We start from the raw sequence: 7,218 nt of genomic DNA on the forward strand, positions 1-7,218 counted from the left end.
CCGCAGCATTGCGCGAAGTACTCGGCTCACACGTAGAGCAGCGCGGCTCGTATGTATCGCCCGATGTGCTGCGCTTCGACTTCTCCCACTTCCAGAAACTCACTCCCGAAGAAATCGAGAAAGTAGAAAAACTTGCCAATAAAGCCGTTCGACGCGCTATCCCCCGCGACGAACACCGTTGCGTACCTATCGACAAGGCTCGTGAAATGGGTGCGATGGCCCTTTTCGGCGAAAAGTATGGAGATGAAGTGCGTGTAATCCGCTACGGCTCGTCAATCGAGCTCTGCGGTGGCACACACGTAGAAAATACCGGCAATATCGGTATGATTAAAATTATCTCCGAAAGCAGTATCGCCGCAGGCATACGCCGTATAGAAGCTATCACCGGCGAACGTGTTGAAGAAGCCATCAACAACGTCAACAACACGATGAAGGAGATTTCGGCAATGTTCAACAATGCTCCCAACCTTATCCAGGCCCTGCATAAGTCTATCGAAGAGAATGCCGAACTGCGCCGTCAGGCTGAAGAATACTTCACCGAACGCATAAACAATCTCACAGACAAGCTGATTGCATCAGCACGCGACATCAACGGCACAAAAGTCGTAGAACTGACAGGAATCCGTCTGCCGGAAGTAGCCAAGGGTGTGGCATTTGCAGTACGTGCCAAATCGCCCGAACACACAGTATTCGTCGGCGCCACAGTCGATCCCTCCGGCAAGCCGCTTCTCACGGTGATGATTACAGATGATCTTGTAAAAGAGGGTCTCAATGCATCGACCACCGTACGCGAAGCTGCCAAACTGATACAAGGCGGCGGTGGCGGTCAGCCCGGATTCGCACAGGCAGGAGGCAAGAACAAGGACGGAATCACCTTGGCCTATGAGAAAATCAAAGAAATCCTATCACTCTAAAAAGGATTCCGACCAAACAATATCGGAGCATAGTTCATTATATCATTAATGAGCTATGCTCCTTTTTTATGTATTTTTATGAAACTTCACCACATTATACCCATAGCGTTGCTCGCGTGCTCCTCGGCATTTGCATCCGGATGGCAACCCGACTCTCTGTTTCCCGACTATGAGGCCCGCACTGTCGATCAAGGCACCGACTACGACGGTGACGTACGGTCAACTATCGTGCGCAAACTCGCCCGATGTCCCGGTTCGCGGCGGGGAGTATTATACGTGCATGGCTATAACGACTACTTCCTGCAGGATGACATGGGACGGCGCTTTGCCGACTCATGCTACCATTTCTATGCCGTCGACCTTCGTCGATACGGACGTTCGCTGCGCCCCGGCGACCCACGCTTCGACATACGCGACATGCGCGAATACTTCCCCGACATAGACTCTGCCATAACCGATATGAAGCGCAATGGCATCGACTCAATCGTACTGGTGGGGCACTCTACAGGCGGCCTGACCACATCGCTCTACATGAACGAGCATCCCGACACGGCCATACGCGCACTGGTACTCAACAGTCCGTTTCTCGATTGGAATCAAAGCAAAATCCAGGAGAAATTACTCATACCGGCAATGCAATGCGTCGGACAATGGTGGCCGAGCCTTACTGCAATGCCAGGCAAAAGCGCTGCTTATGTCCCAACCGGCTCCACGCGGACTGAAGATGCCACCTGGACTATCGATAATGACTGGAAACCGGTAGAATGGCCTGCCATCAATGCCGGATGGATACGTGCCGTCGACAAAGCGCATGATGCCGTGCAGAATCACTCAGACATACGTGTCCCGATACTTCTGATGCACAGTGACCGCACATACCGAAAAGGTGACCGGGCATCATTGCGCGACAGCTCCGACACCGTGCTCGATGTCGCTGACATATCACGCTACGGACGCCGCCTGGGACCCGACATCACCGAGGCGACAGTCAAAGGCGGCACTCACGACCTCGTACGCTCAGCTCCGGGAATACGCGAGGCCACATACCGCACCATATTCTCCTGGCTCGACAGCAAAATGCATGACCACAAGCATAATCAATAGCAATCAGTTGTGAAAATCAATTCTTTTGTTTAATTTTGACAAATTATCAACCAAATCATTAACAAAAGAATGAGAATTACCAGATTTATCACATCGCTTGTCGCTACAGCATTTTATCTGTCTTTTTCAGCCTGTGGCAATGATAATGATGACACATTATTCATTATCGATCCAATTGAAATAACAGTCCCTGAGGATGCTGTCGACCTATCGGCCGACGAAACAGCCAACTGTTACATTGTAAAACCCGGCACTACCGTCGCATTCAGCACTGCCTTCAAAGGCAACTCCACAACAGAGTCTACCGGCGCGGTAGCAGGATGCCGTCTGCTATGGACAGACACCAACGGCCTGATTAAAGACGTAAAGTATGCCCCGGGACAGAAAATGGCTATCGCATGGACCGGTGAACTAAGCGGAAATGCAGTAATCGCCGCCACTGACACCGATGGAAACACCCTATGGAGCTGGCACCTGTGGATTACTGACTATGATCCGGAAGCCTCGGCATACACCACCCCGGCAGCATCAGGCACGACCTGGACATTCATGGACCGAAATTTAGGTGCCATGAGCGCTACCCCCGCCGATGGATTCCGCACACATGGCATGGTATATCAGTGGGGACGCAAAGACCCGTTCCCCGCTCCCAACGGGCCTACCAAGATGGATGATGACTATAATTACATCAACGGTATGGATGGCGAGGCTGCACTCTTTGACATAGAAGGCAACGCGCTCCCGACATTCATATCTTTGGCCGAATACCACGGAACCATAGCCAAATCCATCGCCAACCCCATGACATTTTATGCCATGACGTATAATCATACGGGAGAAATGGATGAATATGGCGAGGAAATCGTGCTCAACGACCCCATTACCGGCGACTGGACCGCACCAAGCGACGATGACCTTTGGGGTGGCGAGAGCGGAAAGAAATCTATCTATGATCCTTGCCCTCCCGGTTGGAAAGTCCCTGTCAGCGACGCATCCGGAGTCACACCCTACGATTGGATGAAATACGCCTCCATGACATGGGATGATACAAATATGGGAGCATTGCAGGATGGACAATGGTTTCCGGCCTGCGGGACACGTGCGTATGCATCCGGAGGTTGTGATTTTCAGGAAGCCAATCCCTATGGAGGCATGTGGTTCGGAACCAAAGGCAAAGCAGCCTCAGACCTCTCGCTTTACCCTACACTTTATGGACAATACATGTTTATAATAAATGGCAAGCGTACATTTAAGGTCAACAAAGACAAACGCTCCCAAGGCATGTCGGTTCGCGCCGTACGCGACCTGTAAAAACGCTTTTCCCAACAACAAAACGCCGTGTCGGATTTAATCGACACGGCGTTTTGTTGTTGGTTAGACTGGCTCTTAGAGAGCCGTTACTCAGCGTTAATGAATATGGGGGAACGGGAGGCTTATTTTATAATAACTTTACGACTTTCGCCCGACCGCTTCTCAATAAACACACCGGCGCCAGGCTTATCCTGAAGACGCAGCCCCTGAAGATTAAAATATTCCGGTGTAACATTGTCTGTATCAGAAACGCCATCGATTCCCGACATACCGCCAGAAGGTACTGTCACTCGGAAATGCTCACCTGTCGAAGTCCAGTCGCCATCGAAATAATCACGCTCTCCATACCATAGTCCCCAGTTGCGGAACTCAATGACGCCATCCTCAAAGGTACCAAACTCAACACCTGTAGCTTTGATTTCTGCCATTGACATGCCGCTGTCAAGCAAATTGGCGACAGTTGATGTAACGCGACCCTCGCCGTATCCGAAGTCGGTACCTATCGGAGAGTTCTCGATATATACACATTTGGGATCCTCGGCATGAATATAGATATAATGATTATGGCCTTTGTGGCCGATACTTGTGCAGAAAGGATGACCGGCATACGGATTTACCAGACGGTAGAATCCGGCAACCGACTTATGTTTCTGTATCTCCACATTCAGTTCAAGCTCGGGAATCTCCTCATAATATCCGGCAACAAACGATTCGTTGTACCATGTCATGCCAAGCGATTCCCACTCTCCTTCCTCATCATCAGAGCCATAGACATATGCCGTCTTGCTTGCTCGAGGTGCTCCAGCGGCATCAAGAGTAACAATAACAAGAGTGTGTACACCCCGCGACTGAGGCTGAGCCACAATCTCCGAGCCTTCGGCTGTAATTCCTTCAGAAGCGACTTTTGAGAGATAATCGGCGTCGACCTCTTCGACAAGTCCTTTGGTCAGCAGATACTTCACCGCCGCAACATCACCGCCAAGCGTAAGCGACACAGGCACACGATTGTCCGCCCCGCAATATCCATAAGATATATACAGCGCATAATCATCGGTCACAGCACCTGCCCCCGGAAGATAGATTTTAAACAGCCCGTTGACAGTCGTATTTATCCAGCCCTGCTCTTCACTCATTATATCAACAGTAGCAACCGACCGGTCAGGGAAACTGATACATCCGTCAGATAGAGTCCCATACTTATACTCTGTCGATACATCCCAGCCGGTCTCGGCGCACATCTGAGAGAATGAAAAGATACCATAATCGGGATATGGCTCGAAATCCTCAATCCATACTTTATCAGGATTCTCGGCATGAACTATCATATAGGTATCATCAGGCCCCTCAAGATATTCAGCAATGGGCGAATACCTGTGGTAAGGGATAAACCGATAAAGGCCCTTCACCCGGGCATTCTCCTCGATATCGACAGTCCAGTGCTGCCCTATTTCAATTGTGGCGTCAAGTGCAGGCATCAGGTCCTCATAATAGATACCCTGCCCGATTGAATTCCATTCATCTGCCGAAACAAACACCGACCCGGCAAAAGCGAATGTAAATAATGCAAGTAAATTTTTCTTCATAATTACTATATTGATGTGACAGATTAGTATTCTCACCGCAAATATACTATTTTTCTTATACCAATGCATTACATGAAACTCTTTTTTATAAAAATACCATGACTCCTGTAATCTATCGGAACTATGGATACACATAGGGAGCCGATTGATTAAAAAAGCTATGATTTTCGGGAAATTATGCGTACCTTTGCACCCGAATTTTCAAGCAGATATATAAAAAGTACAACCATCATAATATGATAGCGGTAAACAATCTCGGCCAACAGTTTGGCAAACGCGTTTTATTCCAGGATGTTAACCTGAAGTTCACCCCCGGCAACTGCTATGGCATCATCGGTGCTAACGGCGCCGGAAAGTCTACCCTTATGCGTATTCTCAGCGACGAACTCACACCGACCCACGGCAACGTGACACAAGGCCCCGGAGAACGCATGTCGGTACTCGAACAGGACCACTTCAAATTTGACGAGTTCACAGTGATGGATACCGTACTTCAGGGCCACACAGTGCTTTGGGCTATCATTAAGGAAAAGGATGCTATATATGCGAAAGCCGACTTTACCGACGAAGATGGCGTAAGAGCAGCCGAACTTGAGGAAAAATTTGCCGAACTTGAAGGATGGAATGCCGAAAGTGACGCAGCCGCACTGCTGAGCGGTCTGGGCATAAAGGAAGACAAGCATTACATGCTCATGAAAGACCTCAGCGGTAATGAGAAAGTACGTGTGCTCCTTGCAAAGGCTCTTTTTGGAAATCCCGACAACCTGCTCCTCGACGAGCCCACCAACGACCTTGACCTCGACACTGTGGCATGGCTTGAGGATTACCTTTCAAAATTTGAGAATACTGTGCTTGTCGTATCCCACGACCGCCACTTCCTCGACTCGGTATGTACCCACACTCTGGATATCGACTACAACAAGGTGACTCTGTTTGCCGGCAACTATAGCTTCTGGTACGAATCATCACAGCTTGCCCTTCGCCAGCAGCAGCAGCAAAACAAGAAAGCCGAAGAAAAGCGCAAGGAGCTGCTTGAATTCATACAGCGATTCTCAGCCAACGTGGCCAAGTCGAAACAGACCACATCGCGCAAGAAAATGCTCGAAAAACTTACTGTCGAGGAGATTCAGCCATCATCGCGCAGATATCCGGGTATTATCTTCACACCATCGCGCGAGCCTGGCAACAAAATTCTTGAAGTACACGGCCTCACAGCCTCTGTCGATGGCGAACTTCTGTTCAAGGACGTGAATTTCCAGATTGAGAAAGATGACAAAGTGGTGTTCCTCAGCCGCGACCCGCGCGCAATGACAGCACTGTTCGAAATAATCAACGGCAACCGTAAGGCTGACGCCGGCACATACGACTGGGGCCAGACCATCACTACCGCCTATCTGCCGCTTGACAACTCGGAATTCTTCAATACCGACCTCAATCTTGTCGACTGGCTATGCCAGTGGAGCAACGATTCCAGCGAGATATACCTCAAGGGATTCCTGGGTAAAATGCTTTTCTCCGGCGAGGAAGTGCTCAAGAAAGCATCGGTACTCTCCGGAGGCGAGAAGATGCGCTGTATGATTGCCCGCATGATGATGACTGACGCCAATACCCTCATACTCGACTCGCCCACCAACCACCTCGACCTCGAGTCAATCCAGGCATTCAACAACACTCTACAGTCATTTAAAGGCAACGTCCTCTTCGCATCGCACGACCACGAGTTCATCCAGACCGTGGCCAACCGTATCATCGAACTCACTCCCAACGGTATTATCGACAAGATGATGGACTATGACGACTACATTACCGATGAACGCGTAGCCACTGCCCGCGAACGACTCTATGCAAAATAACAGTCATTCATATAAGTATCATAAACAATGGTAAAGCATATCGTAACATTCAAACTCACCGGCACTCAGGAAGAGCGCCTTGAGGTAGCGACAAAATTCAAAGAAGCGCTGCTCGCCCTCCCGGCACAGATTGATGTACTTGAAAGCATGGAAGTCGGTATCAATCAGAATCCTGCCGAACAATGGGACGTTGTGCTGACAGCAGTGGTTCCCACTATGGCCGACGTAGATGTATATGCCAAACATCCGGCACACGTTGCTGCCGCATCACTTCTTGCCGGACATAAAGATCAGCGCGCATGTGTTGACTACGAATTCTGATACTACGTTTCTCCCCTATAGCATCTACCGATGTGTCTTTTCCAGACACATCGGTATTTTTATACACCCATAAAGTTACAGATACACATTTTAACATCCATAAACGCTACCATTCGTCATATATTCATTATC

The 7,218-nt window shown here is 49.5% G+C and carries 6 protein-coding genes; 5 read left to right on the plus strand and 1 reads right to left on the minus strand.

Annotation, left to right across the window (positions count from 1 at the left end; translation table 11 throughout):
* The 3 genes from K2I50_RS04380 to K2I50_RS04390 all read left to right on the plus strand — a co-directional run.
* Positions 1–914: DHHA1 domain-containing protein (locus K2I50_RS04380; RefSeq protein ID WP_301025010.1), on the plus strand; the 914-nt coding region annotated here is incomplete at its 5' end.
* 78 nt (positions 915–992) lie between these two features.
* Complete coding sequence (locus tag K2I50_RS04385; protein WP_301025011.1) at positions 993–2,018, plus strand: alpha/beta hydrolase; 1,026 nt, start codon at positions 993–995, stop codon at positions 2,016–2,018.
* 69 nt (positions 2,019–2,087) lie between these two features.
* Positions 2,088–3,329 carry a hypothetical protein gene (locus K2I50_RS04390; protein ID WP_301025012.1) on the plus strand — a complete coding sequence of 414 codons (1,242 nt, stop codon included), beginning with the start codon at positions 2,088–2,090 and terminating at the stop codon, positions 3,327–3,329.
* Between the two features lie 122 nt (positions 3,330–3,451).
* Here K2I50_RS04390 and K2I50_RS04395 read toward each other — a convergent pair whose 3' ends face one another.
* Positions 3,452–4,912 carry a hypothetical protein gene (locus K2I50_RS04395; protein ID WP_301025013.1) on the minus strand — a complete coding sequence of 487 codons (1,461 nt, stop codon included), beginning with the start codon at positions 4,910–4,912 and terminating at the stop codon, positions 3,452–3,454.
* A 236-nt stretch (positions 4,913–5,148) separates the two neighbouring features.
* Between K2I50_RS04395 and K2I50_RS04400 the strand changes: the two genes are divergently transcribed.
* Positions 5,149–6,765 (plus strand): ABC-F family ATP-binding cassette domain-containing protein, encoded by a 1,617-nt coding sequence (locus K2I50_RS04400; protein ID WP_301025014.1) that lies wholly within the window; start codon positions 5,149–5,151, stop codon positions 6,763–6,765.
* Between the two features lie 27 nt (positions 6,766–6,792).
* Entirely contained in the window at positions 6,793–7,086 is a 294-nt protein-coding gene (locus K2I50_RS04405; protein WP_301025015.1) for a Dabb family protein, read from the plus strand.
* Positions 7,087–7,218 lie beyond the last annotated feature (132 nt).

The sequence above is a fragment of the Muribaculum sp. genome, from assembly GCF_029051885.1.
GTDB lineage: Bacteria > Bacteroidota > Bacteroidia > Bacteroidales > Muribaculaceae > Muribaculum.

What these genes read in the sequence shown, in the direction of transcription:
- K2I50_RS04385 (WP_301025011.1), top strand. Translation starts at nt 993, where the DNA reads ATGAAACTTCACCACATTATACCCATAGCGTTGCTCGCGTGCTCCTCG.
- K2I50_RS04390 (WP_301025012.1), top strand. Translation starts at nt 2,088, where the DNA reads ATGAGAATTACCAGATTTATCACATCGCTTGTCGCTACAGCATTTTAT.
- K2I50_RS04395 (WP_301025013.1), bottom strand. Translation starts at nt 4,912, where the DNA reads ATGAAGAAAAATTTACTTGCATTATTTACATTCGCTTTTGCCGGGTCG.
- K2I50_RS04400 (WP_301025014.1), top strand. Translation starts at nt 5,149, where the DNA reads ATGATAGCGGTAAACAATCTCGGCCAACAGTTTGGCAAACGCGTTTTA.
- K2I50_RS04405 (WP_301025015.1), top strand. Translation starts at nt 6,793, where the DNA reads ATGGTAAAGCATATCGTAACATTCAAACTCACCGGCACTCAGGAAGAG.